This is a genomic window from Pseudomonas fluorescens, assembly GCF_902497855.1.
Lineage (GTDB): Bacteria > Pseudomonadota > Gammaproteobacteria > Pseudomonadales > Pseudomonadaceae > Aquipseudomonas > Aquipseudomonas fluorescens_BI.
Genome location: NZ_CABVHU010000001.1, coordinates 860920 through 878953, shown reverse-complemented (window position 1 = coordinate 878953; position 18034 = coordinate 860920). Strand labels below are relative to the sequence as shown.

Below are 18034 nucleotides of genomic sequence, written 5' to 3'. Positions count from 1 at the left end.
AAAACGCCATACCCTGGGAATCATCTTTCACGATGCCTCATGAGCCCATGTCCCCGAGCACTTTCGACCTGTTTGCCGACGCCGAACCCGAGCAGCAGCCCCGGCGCGAGCAGATTGGCGAGCAGTCTTTCGTCCTGAGGGGCTTTGCCCTGCCCTGGCTGGACCGGTTGCTGCCCGCACTGGAAACAGTGCTGGCCGCTGCGCCGTTGCGCCAGATGGTCACGCCGGGCGGCTTCACCATGTCGGCGGCCATGAGCAGTTGCGGCACATGGGGCTGGACCACTGACCGCAGCGGCTACCGCTACACCCGCCATGACCCGCAAACAGGCCGACCCTGGCCAACGATGCCCGCGGCGTTTTTCGAACTGGCCCAGGCGGCGGCGCGGGAAGCAGGGTTTGCCGGGTTCGTGCCTGATGCCTGCCTGATCAATCGCTATGCCCCCGGCGCGAAGATGTCATTGCACCAGGACAAGGACGAAGCCAGCCTGGCAGCGCCGATTGTTTCGGTGTCGCTGGGGTTGCCGGCGATGTTCCTGTTCGGCGGCTTCGAGCGCAGTGACAAAAGCCAGCGAGTGCCGTTGTTGCATGGCGACATCGTGGTCTGGGGCGGCGTCGATCGCCTGCGTTATCACGGGGTGTTGCCGATCAAGGACGGCCAGCATTCGCGCCTGGGTGAACAACGCATCAACTTCACCTTTCGCACCGCCGGATGACGACCTCGAATTCGACCGCAAGACCCGGAGTGCCGCCACCCCGGCGGCTGGTTAATCTGGATTGAACGGACCCACGGATATGACGCCATGACCAGTCACTCGACAACAATCGCCACCGAACATGACCCACGCTGGGCCGCTGTCGTCGCGCGTGATCCGCGCGCCGACGGGCAGTTTGTCTATGCGGTGAAAACCACCGGCATCTACTGTCGCCCCAGCAGCCTGGCACGCTTGCCGAAACCGCAGAATGTCGAATTCTTCGACACCGCCGCACAAGCCGAGGCGGCGGGTTACCGTCCGAGCAAACGGCTGGCCAAGGATCAGAGCGAGGTCGCCGCACAACATGCCCTGACGGTGGCCGCCGCTTGCCGCCAGATCGAAACCGCCGAACACCTGCCCGCACTGGGAGAACTAGCCCAGGCTGCGGGCCTGAGCAGCTTTCACTTCCATCGGGTGTTCAAGACCGTGACCGGGCTGACACCCAAGGGTTATGCCACGGCCCATCGTTCCCGCAAGGTCCGTGAGCGCTTGACCGATGGCGGCTCGGTGACCGACGCGCTGTATGACGCCGGCTTCAACTCCAACAGTCGGTTTTACGAAGCGGCGGATCAGTTGCTGGGCATGACACCGGGCGATTACCGCGCAGCCGGTCAGAACAACGACATTCGGTTTGCCGTCGGCCAGTGTTCCCTGGGCGCGATCCTGGTGGCGCAGAGTGCACGGGGGGTGTGCGCGATCCTGCTCGGCGATGATCCGCACCAACTGGTCTGCGACCTGCAAGACAAGTTTCGGCGGGCTAACCTGATTGGTGCCGATCACGAGTTCGAGCAGTTGATTGCCAAGGTCGTCGGTTTTATCGAAGCCCCGGCCATCGGCCTGGACTTGCCGCTGGATGTTCGTGGCACGGCGTTTCAGGAACGGGTGTGGCAAGCGCTGCGGGAGATTCCGGCCGGCAGCACCGCCAGCTACGCCGATATCGCCCAGCGCATCGGCGCGCCGAAAGCCGTGCGCGCGGTGGCTCAAGCCTGTGGCGCGAACAGCCTGGCGGTGGCGATTCCGTGCCACCGCGTGGTGCGCAGTGATGGTAATTTGTCGGGGTACCGCTGGGGGGTGGAGCGCAAGCGGCAGTTGCTGGAGCGGGAAGGGCTGTAGATCAACAGATCAAAAGATCGCAGCCTCGTTTCGCGCGACAGCTCCTACGCGCGCGCCCTCCTCCCCAGGCGGTTTTAACGCCCCTGCCCTGTAGTCACGTCGGAGAGTCCTGCAATGAGCCAATGGCCAGATACCCGCATTCTTGATCTGCTCGGGATCGAACTGCCGATCATCCAGGCGCCCATGGCGGGCGCCACGACCTCGGCCATGGTGATCGCGGCAAGCAATGCCGGCGGACTGGGCTCGATGCCCGCCGCCATGCTGAGCGTCGAGCAGTTGCGCGAAGAACTGAAGACGATTCGCCAGCACAGCCAGCGACCGATCAACGTCAACTTCTTCTGCCATCAGCCACCGGCGGCCGATGAGCAACGCGCCCGGGACTGGAAAAATCTGCTGGCGCCTTACTACCGCGAACTGGGCGCAGACTTTGACGCGCCGACACCGGTGTCCAACCGCGCGCCGTTCGATCACGCGGCCTGCGAAGTGATCGAAGCGCTGCGGCCCGAAGTCGTGAGTTTTCACTTCGGCCTGCCGGAAAAATCCTTGCTGGATCGAGTGAAAGCGACCGGGGCCAAAGTGCTGTCTTCGGCCACCACCGTCGAAGAAGCCCTCTGGCTCGAGCAGCAAGGTTGCGATGCGATCATCGCCATGGGGTATGAAGCGGGCGGTCATCGCGGGATGTTCCTCAGCGACGACCTGAGCAGCCAGGTCGGCCTCTTCGCCCTGGTGCCGCAAATCGTCGATGCCGTGAAAGTGCCGGTCATCGCCGCTGGCGGCATAACCGATGCGCGGGGCGTCGCGGCGGCGTTTGTGCTGGGAGCGTCGGCGGTGCAAGTGGGCACCGCGTATTTGTTCACGCCAGAGGCCAAGGTCAGTGCCTCCCACCATAAGGCCCTGCGCACGGCCAGGGCGAGCGAGACCGCCGTGACCAATATTTTCACCGGTCGCCCGGCACGGGGCATTCTCAATCGGGTCATGCGCGAACTCGGACCGATGAGCGATAAAGCGCCGGCCTTCCCGCTGGCAGGTGGCGCGCTGATGCCGTTGCGGGCCAAGGGGGAAGCGGACTTCAGCAACCTGTGGGCCGGGCAGGCGTTTACCTTGGGGGTTGAACTCACCACGGCGCAGTTGACCCGCAAGCTGGCGGATGAAGGACTGGCAAGATTGATTAACCGCTAAAAACCTTTCCCCGATTCTCCGATGCGGCTGTAGGAGCCGGCTTGCTGGCGAAGGCGTCTGCATGGGTGCTGCATGGCTTGAGGCCGCCTTCGCTGGCAAGCCAGCTCCTACAGGGATCACCTGCGTACATATGAATGGTGGTCTACGCCAACCCCCCTGTAGGAGCCGGCTTGCTGGCGAAGACGCCTGCATGGGCACTGCAAGGCTTGAGGCCGCCTTCGCTGGCAAGCCAGCTCCTACACGGATCACCTGCGTACATATGAATGGTGGTCTACGCCAACCCCCCTGTAGGAGCCGGCTTGCTGGCGAAGACGCCTGCATGGGCACTGCAAGGCTTGAGGCCGCCTTCGCTGGCAAGCCAGCTCCTACACGGATCGCCTGCGTACATATGAATGGTGGTCTAGCCAACCCCCTGTAGGAGCCGGCTTGCTGGCGAAGGCGTCTGCATGGGCACTGCAAGGCTTGAGGCCGCCTTCGCTGGCAAGCCAGCTCCTACACGGATCGCCTGCGTACATATGAATGGTGGTCTACGCCAACCCCCTGTAGGAGCCGGCTTGCTGGCGAAGGCGTCTGCATGGGCGCTGCATGGCTTGAGGCCGCCTTCGCTGGCAAGCCAGCTCCTACAGGGATCACCTGCGTACATATGAATGGTGGTCTACGCCAACCCCCTGTAGGAGCCGGCTTGCTGGCGAAGGCGTCTGCATGGGCGCTGCATGGCTTGAGGCCGCCTTCGCTGGCAAGCCAGCTCCTACAGGGATCACCTGCGTACATATGAATGGTGGTCTACGCCAACCCCCTGTAGGAGCCGGCTTGCTGGCGAAGGCGTCTGCATGGGCGCTGCATGGCTTGAGGCCGCCTTCGCTGGCAAGCCAGCTCCTACAGGGATCACCTGCGTACATATGAATGGTGGTCTACGCCAACCCCCTGTAGGAGCCGGCTTGCTGGCGAAGGCGTCTGCATGGGCGCTGCATGGCTTGAGGCCGCCTTCGCTGGCAAGCCAGCTCCTACAGGGATCACCTGCGTACATATGAATGGTGGTCTACGCCAACCCCCTGTAAGGAGCCGGCTTGCTGGCGAAGACGTCTGCATGGGCACTGCATGGCTTGAGGCCGCCTTCGCTGCGGTGCGGCTAGCCAGCTCCTACACAAGCCATTCTTGCAACGTTCCGTTTCCAGGCAAATCGCTATATATTCATTTATATAGCGCTTACCCTCGCCGCACTTGCCAACCACGGAGCCGTTTCATGACCATTCGTGCCTCACGTTTTGCCCCCACCTGCCTTGCAAGCCTGATCGCTGTGTTTGCCTTGGGTCCTGCCCAGGCGGACGAAGTCCAGGTCGCCGTCGCGGCCAACTTCACGGCGCCGATTCAGGCCATCGCGGCTGATTTCGAGAAAGACACCGGGCACAAACTGGTCACCTCCTTTGGTGCAACCGGCCAGTTCTACACCCAGATCAAGAATGGCGCGCCGTTCGAAGTGTTCCTCTCGGCGGACGACACTACCCCTGAGAAACTGGAAAAAGAAGGTGACACGGTCAAAGGCTCGCGCTTCACCTATGCCATCGGCACCCTGGCGCTGTGGTCGGCCAAAGAAGGCTATGTCGACGCCCAAGGCAAAGTGCTCAGCGACAACCAGTATCAGCATCTGTCCATCGCCAACCCGAAAGCCGCGCCTTATGGCCTGGCCGCGACCCAGGTGCTGGCCAAGCTGGGCCTGACCGACAAGGTCAAAGCCAAGATCGTCGAAGGCCAGAACATCACCCAGGCCTATCAGTTCGTCTCCACCGGCAATGCCGAACTGGGCTTCGTGGCCTTGTCGCAGATCTATAAAGACGGCAAAGTCACCGGCGGTTCGGCCTGGATCGTTCCGGCCGAGATGCACGACCCGATCAAACAAGACGCGGTGATCCTCACCAAAGGCAAGGACAACCCGGCCGCCAAGGCGCTGGTTGACTACCTCAAAGGGCCGAAAGCCGCCGCCATCATCAAGTCCTACGGTTATCAACTCTAAATGACCCTATCGAGTGCCGACTTTTCCGCCATCTGGCTGACCCTGAAACTGGCGTCCCTGACCACGGTCATTTTGCTGATCATCGGCACGCCGATTGCGCTGTGGCTGTCGCGCACCCGATCCTGGCTGCGCGGCCCGGTCGGGGCGATCGTCGCCCTGCCCCTGGTGCTGCCGCCTACGGTCATTGGCTTTTATTTGTTGCTTGCGCTCGGCCCCCACGGGTTTGTCGGCCAGTTCACCCAATCCCTGGGGCTCGGCACGCTCACCTTCAGTTTTGCAGGGCTGGTGATCGGCTCGGTGCTGTACTCGATGCCATTCGTGGTCCAGCCGCTGCAAAACGCATTTTCCGCCATCGGCACCCGCCCCCTGGAAGTGGCCGCGACCTTGCGCGCCAATCCCTGGGACACTTTTTTCAGTGTGATCCTGCCCCTGGCCCGGCCGGGTTTCATCACGGCGGCCATCCTCGGTTTCGCCCACACCGTCGGCGAGTTCGGCGTGGTGCTGATGATCGGCGGCAATATTCCCGACAAGACCCGGGTAGTGTCGGTGCAGATCTACGACCACGTCGAGGCCATGGAATACGCCCAGGCCCATTGGCTGGCCGGGGCGATGCTGGTGTTCTCGTTTGCCGTGTTGCTGGCGCTCTACTCCAGCCGCAAAACCAAAGCGGGCTGGAGCTGATCGATGATTCATATGCGCCTGAAATTGAAGTATTCGGGGTTCGCCCTGAATGTCGACCTGCAATTGCCCGGTCGTGGCGTCACCGCGCTTTACGGTCACTCCGGCTCGGGCAAGACCACTTGCCTGCGCTGCATTGCCGGCCTGGAACGGGCCGAACAGGGATTTGTCCAGGTCAACGATGAAGTCTGGCAGGACAGCGACCAGCAGGTTTTCGTCCCGCCGCACAAGCGCGCACTGGGTTATGTCTTCCAGGAAGCCAGCCTGTTTCCCCATCTGTCGGTGCTGGCCAACCTGGAATTCGGCCTCAAGCGAATCCCGAAACAGCAACGCCGGGTCGATATGACCCACGCCACCGAACTGCTCGGGATCGGCCATCTGCTGGATCGCCATCCGCAGCACCTGTCGGGCGGTGAACGGCAACGGGTCGGCATCGCCCGCGCCCTGCTCACCAGCCCGAAACTGCTGCTGATGGACGAACCGCTGGCGGCGCTCGACAGCCAGCGCAAGGGCGAAATCTTGCCCTACCTGCAAAGGCTGCACGATGAACTGGATATCCCGGTGCTGTACGTCAGCCACTCCCAGGACGAAGTCGCGCGGTTGGCCGATCACATCGTCCTGCTCAGTAACGGCAAGGCGCTGGCCAGCGGGCCGATCGGCGAAACCCTGGCCCGGCTCGACCTGCCCCTGGCGCTGGGCGATGACGCGGGCGTGGTGATCGAGGGGCATGTCAGTGCCTATGATCGCGACTATCAACTCCTGACCCTGCAGTTGCCAGGCACCGCCCTGAACATTCGCGTGGCGCACACGCCGATGGACGCTGGCCAGGCGCTGCGCTGCAAAGTCCAGGCGCGGGATGTCAGCTTGAGCCTGCACAGCATCGAGCAGAGCAGCATCCTCAATCGCCTGCCGGTCACCGTGATCAGTGAGATGGGCGCCGACAATGCCGCTCACGTGCTGATCCGCCTGGACGCCGCCGGCACGCCGCTGCTGGCGCGAATCACCCGCTACTCCAGGGACCAGCTGAGCGTGCACCCCGGCCAGCAACTCTGGGCCCAGATCAAGGCGGTGGCCGTGCTGGCATAGCCTGGCTAAAACTGGCTGGCACCACTGCAAAGGCCTGCGGTCAATCGCAATAACGGCCCCTGATTCGTTGCAAGGACTACCGCCATGTCCGATATAGTATCGCCCGGCGTGCTGCCGCCTGATTTGCATTACGTCGATGACACCCTGCCCGGCATCACCCGCAAGAAACTGCGCGGCAAGTTCTGCTACTTCGATCCCGCGGGCCAGCGCATCACCGACCCGGACGAAATCCAGCGCATCAACGCCCTCGCCGTGCCCCCGGCCTACACCGATGTGTGGATCTGCGCCGACCCGCGCGGCCACCTGCAAGCCACCGGGCGCGATGCCCGGGGTCGCAAGCAATACCGTTATCACCCGCGCTGGCGGGAAGTGCGCGATGCCGACAAATACTCGCGCCTGCGCGACTTCGGACGCGCCTTGCCCAAGCTGCGCCGGCAGCTGGAAACGTTGCTGGCAGCACCGGGTTTCAGCCGGGACAAAGTCATGGCCACGGTCATTACCTTGCTCGATGCGACCTTGATCCGGGTCGGCAATACGCAGTACGCGCGGGATAACCGCTCCTACGGCCTGACCACCCTGCGCAGCCGTCACGTCGAGGTCAATGGCAGTGCGATCCTGTTCCAGTTCCGCGGTAAAAGCGGCGTCGAACACCAGATCACCGTGAAAGACCGGCGTCTGGCGCGGATCATCAAGCGCTGCCAGGAAATCCCCGGGCAAAACCTGTTCCAGTATCTGGATGAGCATGGCGAGCGGCACAGCATCAGCTCTTCCGACGTCAACGCCTACCTGCAAACCCTGACCGGCGCCGACTTCACCGCCAAGGATTACCGCACCTGGGCTGGCAGCGTCCTGGCGTTGTCGGTATTGCGCCGGTTGCAATGGGAGCCGGAGTCGGACGCCAAGCGCCACGTGGTGGAGATGGTGAAGAACGTCGCCCGGCAACTGGGAAACACCCCGGCGGTCTGCCGCAAGTGCTACATCCACCCGGCGGTGCTCGACGGGTTTCTCCTGGGGGCCCTGGCCGAGTTGCCGCGCCCGCGAACACGCAAAGGACTCAGGGCCGAGGAAGCCGGACTGGCGACTTTTCTCGAGAAAATGATCGCCGCCGCCGACAACCCCTGACGTGCGGCGCACCGGCGCTTCAACCGACGAACTGAGCGTTGATTTTTTGCATGATCGCAAATGGCTTCTATGCTTGTTCTGGACAGTCCGGGTCTATACTGAAAAAAGCTGAAGGATCAGCCACCCAATCGGTTGAAAGCTCGCGCCCAGCGGGCTTTTTGCTGCCACTGACAAGGTTTCTTCAACGGAGGTGTTTGCCATGTCCGAGAAAGAGTCCATCACCACCCTGCTCACCCTGCTTGACTCCCGTCAGGCTCGCCTGGCTGCGGCGTGCAAGGAAATCGCCGACTGGGTCGATCATCAGGGCGGGCACCCTACGGCGCTCAGAATTCGTGATCGCCTGAATGACATCGAGAAGGACACGCCACTGATCCGCAACACGCTGTCTTCGCTCAAACCTGTCGACCCGCCTCTGCCGCGGTTCAGATGATTCGACCTGGACACCGGATTCGAGAGCACGGCCTGATTCAGGACGCATGAACGGCAACGACCAGTTACCGTATGCGTCCTTGCCTGAGCGCTTTGCGCTACACCCGTCAACCCGACCTCGCGTCGGGGTTTTTTTGCCTGATGTTTCCTTTCACATCGCTTTCACACTTCACCCTCTACAGTGGCCTCACTCCTTTTGAAGCACCCTTGGCCCGCCCGCACGCGAGCCTTTTTTTTGCCCGCAGCCCGGTCGCCGAACGTCGTCACCTGCGGGAGGTCAAACGATCACACGTCGCGAAGGAGACGTCTGATGGTCACCCACTTCAAAATCGGCGGGCATCTGGCCTGCGGTCACAAAGGCAGCAATCTCACCTCGACCCGCGAACTGAACCGCGTGAAATGCAGAAGCTGTCGCAACACCGACGCGTTCAAGCAAGCACGCAAAGACCAGCGCAATGCTGCTCGCCGCGCCTCACGCAAACCCAAAGTCACCCCCACTGCCAACGACTGGCGCGCGGCCTGGACCGAGCGGCTCGCCGCCATGGCCGGACGGCAACGCTTGCCTCGGGGTTTTACCGGCCAACCATTCGTTTAACTAAGCGGTCAGGCGGCCGGGTTGCATTCATTTCGCCCGGCCGCCCCCCTGCGAAGCGCTCAACGGATAACCGGATGGAACAAGGCTGTTCGTCATGGTTCGAAAGGTATAGGTCCCTGACCTTGTAGGCAGGGCGCTACTGGAGAGGAAATCCTGATGAACAGTAGACTTGTGCTTGTGCTTGCCTGCCTGAGCCCTACCCTGACGATGGCCCAGGGGTGCGACGTCCTGACCCGATCCCAGAGCCCTTCCGTGCCCGTGGTCGAGACCCACACCTGCTATGAATACAAAGGCATGCCGGTGGACGCCATCGACTGGTCCTGCAGCAACGAGAGCAAGGAGATGCTGACCAGCACCAAGAAAAAAGTGGCGCAGTGCGACGACCTGTACCAGGCCACGTGCCAGGGCACCGTGACGCCCGAATCCCTGGCCAACCCTCAGTCCGTCAGCAAGGACAAGAACAGCAAATCACTGAACATCCCGAAAGATGCCCGGATCATTACTTATTACTACGCGGCTGACCACATCGGGCAATCGAAGGTCGACTGCGAAAACGGCGGTGGCGACTGGAAACAGAAACAGTGACTAACGCACACTGAACTTGTTATTGGTGGTCTTTTTCGTTTGATCGACCAGCCACACCTCACTGCTCTGCCTGTTTTGGCACCGCAGCGCTTAAGGTTAGATAAATCAAAACTGCGCACTATATTATTTGATTATTAGCGCTATAGCGTCGCCGTCAGCAAGGGTGCGCTATCGTGTCAATTTGTTGGCAACAATCAGCTTCCTCAACTAGGATTCCTAGCGCATCAAGCGTCTTCCTTTCTAAACAGCGTCCAATCAAGGAGAGATAGATGACCTCCATTCCTGCTGCCGAAAAAACCTATCGTGCCTGGTCCAGCCCGATCCTGCTCGAACTCAAGGAGCGAGAGCATCAACTGGATCCCGATGCCCGGCAGGCCCTGCAAAACGTCTTGGTGGAGAGAAGGCTGCTGAATGTCGGCAATCCTTCAGGGAGCGATCGCCGCAAATCTGGCGATCAATAAAGAGGTTGCGCAATGTGAAAGGCAAATTACTGGGTGCCGCCGCCACCTTGGCGATTATTGGTGCCGTGACTTTTGGATTAAGCACCTGGGAAGCCAACGAGAACCCTGAGCGGGATGAGCAATGCAAGATTGCCCGGCAGCGTGTGAAAGCCCTGGAAATCCAGGCGCGGGCGCTGGCCGCAGGACTCTCGGTCGACGGTTATGCCGAGGCCGAGAAGGCAGAGGTCGGCAAGCTGGTTCGCGCGCTCGATACCGCCAAAAACGAGCAAGAGGTCGAGGCGGTCATCGAGGCGCACGCCGCCACGGTTCAAGCGCAGGTCGCTGCTTCGGATGCCGAGGTGAAATCCCGGGGCGATCAGCTGTTTCTCGAGCAACGCCTGAAAGAGCAGCGAATACCGGCCGACGTCAAACAGCAACTCAAGCGCGCCGAGAAGGCTGTCGCCATTGCCTGTAAGTGACCGTTGGCAGTTCATTCCAGCGAGCGACAGGCACCCACCGTTCGTCCCCTGCCCAGCACTATTGGTTCACCGATTCTTCCAATGGAAAAGTCTCGTCAACGAAGTGAATTGCGGAACATGTCAAAAATTGCGGAACAAAAACACGAAGGGTCTGCATGTGAATTCTCACGCAAGCCCTTGATATGTATGTGCCCAAAGTCGGAATCGAACCGGCACGCCCTTACGAGCGGGGGATTTCTAATCCCTTGGTAATAACTGCTAAGGCAGCAAAATACGCGGCTTTGCGGTGAGCTGCGACTGGCCGCACACGGCCGATTGTGTTGAAAAAATCGACCCGGCCTGACTACCCATGCATCGATCGTGAGAACGCTTTTTTTGCACGCTGCTACGTCAAATCTGATCCCTGAACCTTCTGCGCAAAACACGGATTTCAATCTCAGACACGTACGTTTCTGCCGTGGAAACCGAAGCCGACTTTTTCAACAGAGTCGGCCAAAAGCAGCCATTCCCTGCCCTGCACTCATTTAGCTTTCGACGGGAAGATTTACAAGATTAAGCGGGAGCGAAGCGTGTCTTCTCAGGATCCCTCTCGATGCCGTTGCGCACGCATTCTTATCACCACTAATACGCCAACGAGCGTGATATAGACTTTCTCACATCACCGACGCTCCCCCCTCGCCGCCGGGGGGGTAAAAGCTGCTCGACATCTTCAGGATGGCCCTCAGAGTTTTCACCTTGCCGCTATTGGCAGTCCAGAGGAGCACCACCATGTTGTACGAGAACATCGATACTGCCGTCATAAACGATAACGACCTGCCGTGGGTCCCTTTCACGCCTTATGACGATAATGTCTTCATCAAATACTTCAAGTGCGACCCGGTTCGCGGTGAAACCATCACCCTGCTCAAGGCCCCGGCCGGCACCAAGCTGCTCAAGCATCACCACTCTGGCACGGTAATCGTCTACACCATCAAAGGCAGCTGGAAGTACCTCGAGCACGACTGGATCGCCACACCCGGTGGCGTGGTGTTCGAAACCGCTGCCACCAGCCACACCCCGATTGCCCTCACCGAGCATGGTGACGAAATCATCACTCTGAACATCACCATGGGCGACCTGGTGTATTTCGACGAGAACAACAACGTCTGCGCCATCGAAAACTGGAAAACCGGTGTTGAGCGGTACCGAGCCTTCTGTGAAGCCAACGGTATCGAAGCCAAGGACATCACCAGCTTCTCGATATGACCCAGCCCTTGCGATCCCCTCCCCACGAAGGGATCGCAATGAATTGCAATCCACGCAGGCTTCACGCTGCCTTGGCAGGTATCGGATTGATACAGGCCCAGCCTCCCAACCGGCAGCAGCGTAAACCTCTTCAGAAAAACAACAACGGATGGAGACACCTATGTCCCAGAAGATGCCACGCTCCGGGCACTTCGCACTGAAGCTGTGCATGCTGCTGACCAGCTCGATCGCCGCCGCACAGGACACACTGCCCTTCCCGCCTACGCCTTCGGCCAGTGACGCCAAGCCTACGCTGCAAGCGTCCAGACACCAGAAGCGCCAGCAGCAATCGCATTTACCTGCAGACGCACCGAACATTCTGGTGATCATGCTCGACGATGCCGGCTTCGCGCAGTCGGACACCGTCGGTGGCGCCATCCACACGCCGACCCTGAGCCGGGTCGCTGACAGCGGTGTGCGCTACAACGCCTTTCATACCACGGCGATCAGCTCGGCGACTCGCGCCGCGCTGTTGACCGGGCGTAATCACCACCGGGTTGGCAACGGCGTGATTGCCGAACTGGCGACTGACTGGGATGGCTATACCGGGGAAATCCCGAAGAGTTCAGCAACCATGGCCGAGGTGCTCAAGCAGTATGGCTACAGCACCGCCGCTTTCGGTAAATGGCACAACACCCCGCCGCTCGACACTACGGCTGCCGGTCCCTTCGACACCTGGCCGACCAGCTATGGTTTCGAACATTTTTATGGCTTCCTGGCGGGCGAAACGTCCCAGTACGAACCCAGACTGTACCGCGACACCACACCAATCGAGCCACCGCGCGATCCGAAGTATCACCTGAGCGAAGACCTGGCGAATCAGGCGGTGAACTGGCTGCAGGATCAGCAGACCTATGCGCCAGACAAACCCTTTTTCCTCTACTGGACCCCCGGTGCGGTGCATGGCCCGCACCAGGTGAATGCCGAATGGGCGGACAAGTACAAGGGCCAGTTCGCTGGCGGCTGGGATGCCTATCGTGAGCAGACCTTCGCCCGCCAGAAGGAGATGGGCTTCATTCCCCAGGACGCCAAGCTCACGCCGCGTCCGGCGGAACTGCCGGCATGGAACAGCCTGTCCGCGGAACAACAGCAATACCAGGCACGCTTGATGGAAGTCTATGCAGGCTTCATGGAGCATGCCGATACCCAGGCCGGAAAGATCCTCGACGAACTGGAACGCGAGGGCAAACGCGACAACACCCTGATCTTCTATGTATTCGGCGACAACGGCGCGTCAGCCGAAGGCATGGAGGGCACGATCAGCGAACTGCTGGCACAGAATGGCATTCCGGTGCCCAAGGAACAGCAGTTGAAAACCCTCAATGACCTGTACGGTGGCCTATCGGCGTTGGGCGGAGCGAAGCTGGAAGGTATGTACAACGCCGCCTGGGCCTGGGCCGGCTCGGGGCCGTTCCCCGGGACCAAACTGGTGGCCGGCTACTTCGGTGGTACCCGCACCCCGCTGGCAGTGTCCTGGCCCAAGCAAATCAAGGTCGATACCAAGGTTCGCAGCCAGTTCCATCATGTCAACGACATCGCCCCGACGGTCTACGACGTGCTGGGCATCACCGCGCCAAAAGAAGTCAATGGCATCATCCAGGACCCGCTAGACGGCATCAGCATGCGTTATACCTTCAACGATGCCGAGCTGAAGTCGAAGAAGCCGGCGCAGTATTTCGAAGTGCTCGGCAGTCGTGGCATCTACAAGGACGGCTGGATGGCATCGGTATTCGGGCCACGCAAACCCTGGGTTCAAGGCTTTGCCCAGTTCATGGGTTGGAATCCTGCGAACGACCAGTGGGCGCTTTACGATCTTAGCCACGATTACTCGCAAGCCACTGATGTGGCCGCCAGCCACCCGGAGAAACTCGCCGAGTTGAAGGCCGAGTTCGATGTCCAGGCCAAGGCCAACCATGTCTACCCGATTGGTGCGGGCCTCTATCCGTTCCTCGATCCGACAGCGCGCATCGCCACTAGCCAGCATGAATGGCATTTCAGCGACCGCACCAAGCGCATGCCGGAGTTGACTGCACCCAACCTGCGCAACCAGAACAACAAGGTTGTGGTAGAGGCTGTCGTACCTGCCAACGCCAGCGGCGTACTGTACGCCCTGGGCGGAATTGGTGGCGGTGTGAGCCTGTATCTCGATGATGGCTACCTGGGTTATGAATACAACGCGCTGGCCGTCGCCCGGGTCAAGTTGCGTTCGGAGCAGAGAGTGCCGGCCGGAAAAATCAGTATAGAGGTGCTCACCACCATGACCGCGTCCAAGCCTGGCTCGCCGGCCAATCTCAGCCTGCGCCTCAATGGACAGGAAGTGGCCAAGGGCGTCACGCCTTTCACCCCACCGATACTCTTTACCGCGAGCGAGACTTTCGATGTGGCCGAGGACCTTGGCTCGCCGGTTACCCTCGACTACTTTGACCGCGCACCGTTTGCCTTTAACGGCAAGATCAACGATGTGCACGTCGCCTACATGCCCTGACCGACCACAGCCGTCCCAGACTTCCCGGGACGGCTTTTACAAGACAGTTTCGTAACCCAAACCTCCTGAGCGACGGATACCGACATGCGTTTCGTACCTCCACTCAATCAGATTGCCCTGTCCGTCGTCGACCTGCGCTTGACCGAGCGCTGGTTCCGCGAAGGCCTTGGCCTGCTGCCGGCCGGAGGTAGCCGATGGATGATGCGTGGCCCCCTGCCCTCACGGGTACAAGGTTTGCCCAAGGCTGCCTCGACCTGCTGGTGGCTAGTGGGCAGCAACCCTTGGGCGCAACTTGAATTGTTCCAGTTCGAGCAGCCAATGGCGCGCCCGATGCCAACCGACTTCCGTCCCTGCGATATCGGCTACACCCGCATTGGTTTGTGGGTGGGCGATTTCGATGAGACGCTGATCCGCCTCGCCCGACTCGGCTCGCAACCGCTGTCCATTGTGCAGGGCCAGCCAGGCCAGCGCCGGGCCTGCGTTCGCAACCCCGATGGCGTTTATGTCGAAATCATGGAAGCAGACCCGTTGGTCGGCCAGGTCAAGCCGGGGCGTGACTGCCCCGCTGCAATCCGTTCGGTGACCATGTCGGTGCCTGACCTGCAATCAACCTGCGACTTCCTGAGCAATGGCATGGGCCTGGCCGAAACCGAAACTTCCCTGCACAGCCCTCAACACGAGGCGCTCTGGGGCTTGACCGGGGCGAACCGGAAAAGCCTTCTGTTTCTCGCCGGCGACGTGCTGCTGGAAGTCGTGCAGTACCTGGACCCGTTAGGTAAGTCCTGGCCCGAAGGCTATCGACTCAGCGACCAGGGCATCCTCAACATCGCCTTTGGAGCACACAACAAACAGGATCTGATGACGGTTTACCGCCGCGCCTGCGCCGCCGGCGCACAGCCGAACTGTCGTCCCGTACATATTCCGATACTCAATGCCGGAGTGGTTTACCTCAACGATTCCCAAGGCTTTTCCTATGAGGTGCTTTGGCTCAAACCCGGCAAGGCTGATCGTGACTGGGGTTTCGAGCCGCTGCCGCTGGATCGCCGACCAGCGCCTGATACTCACTGTATTGAACAATGCGTGCGCATCGAAGCCTCGGTGAAAAAAGTCTGGGCTCACATCAGCGACCACGAGGGCATGGCCCAGTGGAGCGGCTTCAAGCCGATTACCGTGCGACGTGCCGGCATAGACGAGCGCAATGGCTACGGTAGCGAACGCTTGATGAACGGCCCCGGCGGGAACGTGGTCGAGCAAGTGATCGGCTGGCAGCCACCGCACCACTTGCGTTACCGAGTGACCCAAGGCTCGCCCTTCGTCTGCCACCAGGGCGAAATTCTGTTACGCGAACTGGGCCAGGCGACTGAACTGATTTGGCGCATTCGCTTTCGACCGAAGTTGCCCGGCACCGGGCATCTGTTGCGCGCCCTGCTCCAACGGATGCTCGGCACCATGCTGGTCAAGCGCCTGAAACCTTATATCGAACGCTGCTGAGGCCCGCGCCCCGACTCATTCCACCCAATTACGCTGGAGGTTCACATGGCCATACCCGAACTGAAAAACAAGAAAGTCCTCATCACCGGTGCCGGCTCAGGCATTGGTCGGGCAACGGTGCTGGCGTTTGCACGGCGTGGCGCTTACATCATCGCCACTGATATCAATCCTCAGGCGCTGAAAATCGTCGAGCAGGAGATTTCGGCCCTCGGCGCATCCTGCATGACCCAGGTTCTGGATGTTTCGAACGAGAGTGCGATGCAGGCGTTTGCCGAACATGTGCATTTCACACTGGGCACCCTTGATGTGCTGATCAATAACGCTGGCATCGGCTATCTCGGCCAGTTCCTCAAGAGCGATCTGACCCACTGGCAACGCGTCATGGATATCAACCTGATGGGCGTGGTGCACGGTTGCTATCACTTCATCCCGCCGATGATCCAGGCCGGTGGTGCACGTCATGTACTCAACGTGGCGTCGGCGGCCGGTATTTATCCGTCACCGACCATGGCGGCCTATGCAGCGTCGAAACATGCGGTGTTCGGCTTCAACGAAGTACTGAAGATGGAGCTGGCCGGGACTCAGGTCGGCGTCACGACTGTTTGCCCCGGCATCATCAACACGCCCATCACCCAGTCGCGAAGCAACATCTCGCCATCGGTCAGCGATGCCCAGCTCGATCGCCTGCAAGCCTACTACCTGGCCAAGGGCTGCGCCCCCGAACTGGTAGCGGAGGGTATGGTGCGCGCCGTACAAAAAGGTCAGGACCTGTTGCTGATCGGGCCATTCGCCAAACTGATTTTCAACATCAAGCGTATTTCCCTTGGACTGATGCGCCGGATCGTTCTAAACGATGCGCGCAAAATCGGCTATTTGTGACCCTTGGCTGCCCCCCCGACCACGGGGGGCACCGCATTATCGAGCGTCCTCTAGACTGTGAGCCTGACCGAAACCGGTCGGTACCGCCCGAGGACCCCTTTATGTTGACTATCGACGCCCCAATTCAAGGCTTGCACCTCATGGCCAAGCCGGTCGGGCCGATCTGCAACCTCGATTGCACTTATTGCTTCTATCTGGAAAAAGAACAGCTATTCCCACCCCGCGAACGCTTCAGCATGCCCGATGAGGTGCTGCGCGCTTACGTGCAGCGTTACATCGAGGCGCAGACCAGCCCCGAAGTGGAATTTACCTGGCAAGGTGGTGAGCCGACGCTGTTGGGGCTTGAGTTTTTCCAGCGGGCAGTCGCTTACCAGCGTCAGTTCGCCAATGGCAAGATCATTCGCAATACCCTGCAGACCAATGGCACCCTGCTCGATCACGACTGGTGCGCCTTCCTCGCCCGCGAACACTTCATGGTCGGCCTCAGCCTCGACGGCCCGCGTCAGGTCCATGACCTCTATCGGCCAGACAAACGCGGCCGCTCCAGTTTTGACGATGTCATGCGCGGCCTCGGCTTGCTCAAACAGCATGGCGTGGAATTCAATGTACTGGTTACCGTAGCCCGCGACGTGGCGAAGTATCCCTTAGAGATTTATCACTTTCTCAAGGCCGAGGGGGTCCAGCACATTCAGTTCAACCCGGTGGTGGAACGCCAGCCCGGCGCTCCTGAAATCAAACAGGGCCTGAGCTTCGCTACACCACCGGAACTGCGTTTGCATGCCGTGCCCGAAGTGTCTGTTGTGACCTCGCAAAGTGTCGAGCCCGACAGCTATGGCGATTTCCTCATCACCATTTTCAACGAGTGGGTCCGCCAGGACGTGGGTGAGATCCATGTGATGAACTTCGAGTGGGCGCTGGCCTCCTGGTGTCAGTTGGCGCCGTCGGTGTGCCTGTTCAGCCCGCGCTGCGGCAAAGCCGCGATCGTCGAACATGACGGCAGCGTGTATTCATGCGATCACTTCATGTATCCGGAATATCGCCTGGGCAATGTCCAGACTGACGATCCCGCCACCCTGCTCGCCTCCCCGGCCCAGCAAGCGTTCGGTGCGGCCAAGGAAGCAACACTCCCGGCCATGTGCCTGCAATGCGACTATCGTTTCGCCTGCCATGGCGAGTGCCCGAAGAACCGATTCGTGACCGCGCCCAATGGCGAGCCCGGGTTGAACTACCTGTGCCCAAGCTACAAGAAATACTTCCGCCATTTGACCCCATACATGAATGCCATGGCCCAGTTGATCAGCCACGGCCAGCCGGCATCGCTGATCATGCAGGCCTTCAACGGCCCGCTCATCGTCCCGCTTGATCGCTAAAACGCCGCAGGTGTAAACCTTATTCAGGACGAAACAACAGTCGCAAAAAAAAGCCC

The 18034-nt window shown here is 60.5% G+C and carries 17 protein-coding genes; all 17 read left to right on the top strand.

The features are described from left to right. Positions 1 to 32: 32 nt before the first annotated feature. The gene (gene alkB / locus F8N96_RS04190) at positions 33 to 713 is read left to right on the top strand and encodes a DNA oxidative demethylase AlkB (RefSeq protein ID WP_150796706.1); all 681 of its coding nucleotides are present in this window, start codon (positions 33 to 35) and stop codon (positions 711 to 713) included. Positions 714 to 800: 87 nt separating this feature from the next. Beyond that, on the top strand, positions 801 to 1865 hold the full coding sequence (ada, locus tag F8N96_RS04185; RefSeq protein ID WP_150796705.1) for a bifunctional DNA-binding transcriptional regulator/O6-methylguanine-DNA methyltransferase Ada: 1065 nt from the start codon (positions 801 to 803) through the stop codon (positions 1863 to 1865). Positions 1866 to 1979: 114 nt separating this feature from the next. Continuing rightward, positions 1980 to 3044 carry an NAD(P)H-dependent flavin oxidoreductase gene (locus F8N96_RS04180; protein WP_150796704.1) on the top strand — a complete coding sequence of 355 codons (1065 nt, stop codon included), beginning with the start codon at positions 1980 to 1982 and terminating at the stop codon, positions 3042 to 3044. 1243 nt (positions 3045 to 4287) lie between these two features. After that, positions 4288 to 5055: a molybdate ABC transporter substrate-binding protein gene (modA, locus tag F8N96_RS04170; RefSeq protein WP_150796702.1), complete on the top strand. Its 768-nt coding sequence runs from the start codon at positions 4288 to 4290 to the stop codon at positions 5053 to 5055. Next, positions 5056 to 5736, top strand: coding sequence for a molybdate ABC transporter permease subunit (modB, locus tag F8N96_RS04165; protein WP_150796701.1), 681 nt, complete (start codon positions 5056 to 5058; stop codon positions 5734 to 5736). 3 nt (positions 5737 to 5739) lie between these two features. Then, positions 5740 to 6819, top strand: a complete 1080-nt coding sequence (modC, locus tag F8N96_RS04160) for a molybdenum ABC transporter ATP-binding protein (RefSeq protein WP_150796700.1) — start codon at positions 5740 to 5742, stop codon at positions 6817 to 6819. Positions 6820 to 6903: 84 nt separating this feature from the next. Then, positions 6904 to 7941: a DNA topoisomerase IB gene (locus F8N96_RS04155; protein ID WP_150796699.1), complete on the top strand. Its 1038-nt coding sequence runs from the start codon at positions 6904 to 6906 to the stop codon at positions 7939 to 7941. 199 nt (positions 7942 to 8140) lie between these two features. Continuing rightward, on the top strand, positions 8141 to 8371 hold the full coding sequence (locus tag F8N96_RS04150) for a hypothetical protein (RefSeq protein ID WP_007946177.1): 231 nt from the start codon (positions 8141 to 8143) through the stop codon (positions 8369 to 8371). Between the two features lie 309 nt (positions 8372 to 8680). After that, positions 8681 to 8965: a hypothetical protein gene (locus F8N96_RS04145; RefSeq protein ID WP_150796698.1), complete on the top strand. Its 285-nt coding sequence runs from the start codon at positions 8681 to 8683 to the stop codon at positions 8963 to 8965. Between the two features lie 156 nt (positions 8966 to 9121). Then, positions 9122 to 9550, top strand: coding sequence for a hypothetical protein (locus F8N96_RS04140; protein WP_150796697.1), 429 nt, complete (start codon positions 9122 to 9124; stop codon positions 9548 to 9550). A 269-nt stretch (positions 9551 to 9819) separates the two neighbouring features. After that, entirely contained in the window at positions 9820 to 10011 is a 192-nt protein-coding gene (locus F8N96_RS04135) for a hypothetical protein (RefSeq protein WP_150796696.1), read from the top strand. Positions 10012 to 10025: 14 nt separating this feature from the next. Then, the gene (locus F8N96_RS04130) at positions 10026 to 10469 is read left to right on the top strand and encodes a hypothetical protein (RefSeq protein ID WP_224789632.1); all 444 of its coding nucleotides are present in this window, start codon (positions 10026 to 10028) and stop codon (positions 10467 to 10469) included. Positions 10470 to 11237: 768 nt separating this feature from the next. Then, on the top strand, positions 11238 to 11714 hold the full coding sequence (locus F8N96_RS04125) for a 2,4'-dihydroxyacetophenone dioxygenase family protein (RefSeq protein WP_150796695.1): 477 nt from the start codon (positions 11238 to 11240) through the stop codon (positions 11712 to 11714). Between the two features lie 160 nt (positions 11715 to 11874). Beyond that, positions 11875 to 14238 carry an arylsulfatase gene (locus F8N96_RS04120; protein ID WP_150796694.1) on the top strand — a complete coding sequence of 788 codons (2364 nt, stop codon included), beginning with the start codon at positions 11875 to 11877 and terminating at the stop codon, positions 14236 to 14238. A gap of 84 nt (positions 14239 to 14322) precedes the next feature. Further along, a complete protein-coding gene (locus F8N96_RS04115) occupies positions 14323 to 15729 on the top strand; it encodes an SRPBCC family protein (RefSeq protein ID WP_150796693.1) in 1407 nt (468 codons plus the stop codon). A 45-nt stretch (positions 15730 to 15774) separates the two neighbouring features. Beyond that, positions 15775 to 16608: an SDR family NAD(P)-dependent oxidoreductase gene (locus F8N96_RS04110; protein WP_150796692.1), complete on the top strand. Its 834-nt coding sequence runs from the start codon at positions 15775 to 15777 to the stop codon at positions 16606 to 16608. Between the two features lie 101 nt (positions 16609 to 16709). Continuing rightward, positions 16710 to 17978, top strand: coding sequence for an anaerobic sulfatase maturase (locus F8N96_RS04105; RefSeq protein ID WP_150796691.1), 1269 nt, complete (start codon positions 16710 to 16712; stop codon positions 17976 to 17978). Positions 17979 to 18034: the final 56 nt, after the last annotated feature.